1 protein-coding gene is annotated in these 885 nt (G+C 78.6%); it reads right to left on the reverse strand.

Going from position 1 to position 885, the window contains the following annotated elements; genetic code table 11:
- Window positions 1-885 (reverse strand): AMP-binding protein (locus G9H71_RS22875; protein ID WP_166285031.1); only part of this gene is annotated, 885 nt, incomplete at both ends.

Genomic DNA, 885 nt, shown 5'->3' on the forward strand with positions numbered 1-885 from the left:
CACCGCCCACGACGAGCGTGGCGAAGTCCGGCAGCTCGACGGGCGGCACGCTCGCGAGCGCCGCGGGCGGGATGAGGGCGTGGGTGATGCGCTGGTCGCGCAGGGCCTCGGCCAGCGGCTCACCGGCGAGGGCGCCGGCCGGCGGGACGACGAGCGCGGCGCCGGCGGCGAAGGTCATGCACAGCTCGAGCACCGAGGCGTCGAAGCTCGGCGAGGAGAACTGCAGGACGCGGCTCGTCGCGTCGACGGCGAACCGGTCCACCTCGCTCGCGGCGAAGGCGGCGATGCCGGCGTGCGGCACGACGACGCCCTTGGGCTCGCCGGTCGAGCCGGAGGTGTAGATGACGTACGCCGGGGACGCCGGGTGGGTGAGGCGGGCCGGCGCCGTGGCGGGCGCGGCGGCGAGCCGGGCAGCCACGTCCGGGGCGTCGAGCAGCAGGGCTCGCGCGGTGGGCGACGCCTCGGCGACCGACGCCGCCAGCGCGGCCGTCGTGACGACGACCACCGGGGCGGCGTCGCCGAGCATGTAGGCGATGCGCTCGCGCGGGTAGTCCGGGTCGACGGGCAGGTACGCCGCGCCGGCCTTCACGACGGCGAGCGACCCCACCACGGACGCCGCGCTGCGGCCGAGGGCGAGCGCGACGACGTGCTCGGCGCCCGCCGCGCCGACCCCCTGCTCGCGCAGGACGTGGGCGAGCCGGTTCGCGCGGGCGTCGAGCTCGGCGTAGGTCAGCGTGGGGCGGCCGGGAGCGCCGGCGTCGACGAGGGCGGGCGCGTGCGGCGTGCGGGCGGCCTGCTCCTCGAAGAGGGCGGCGAGCGTGGTCGCCGGCACGCCGACCGCCGTGTCGTTCCACGCGGCCAGCGCCGCGGTGTCGGCCGCCGAGA

Source organism: Motilibacter deserti, from assembly GCF_011250635.1.
Lineage (GTDB): Bacteria > Actinomycetota > Actinomycetes > Motilibacterales > Motilibacteraceae > Motilibacter_A > Motilibacter_A deserti.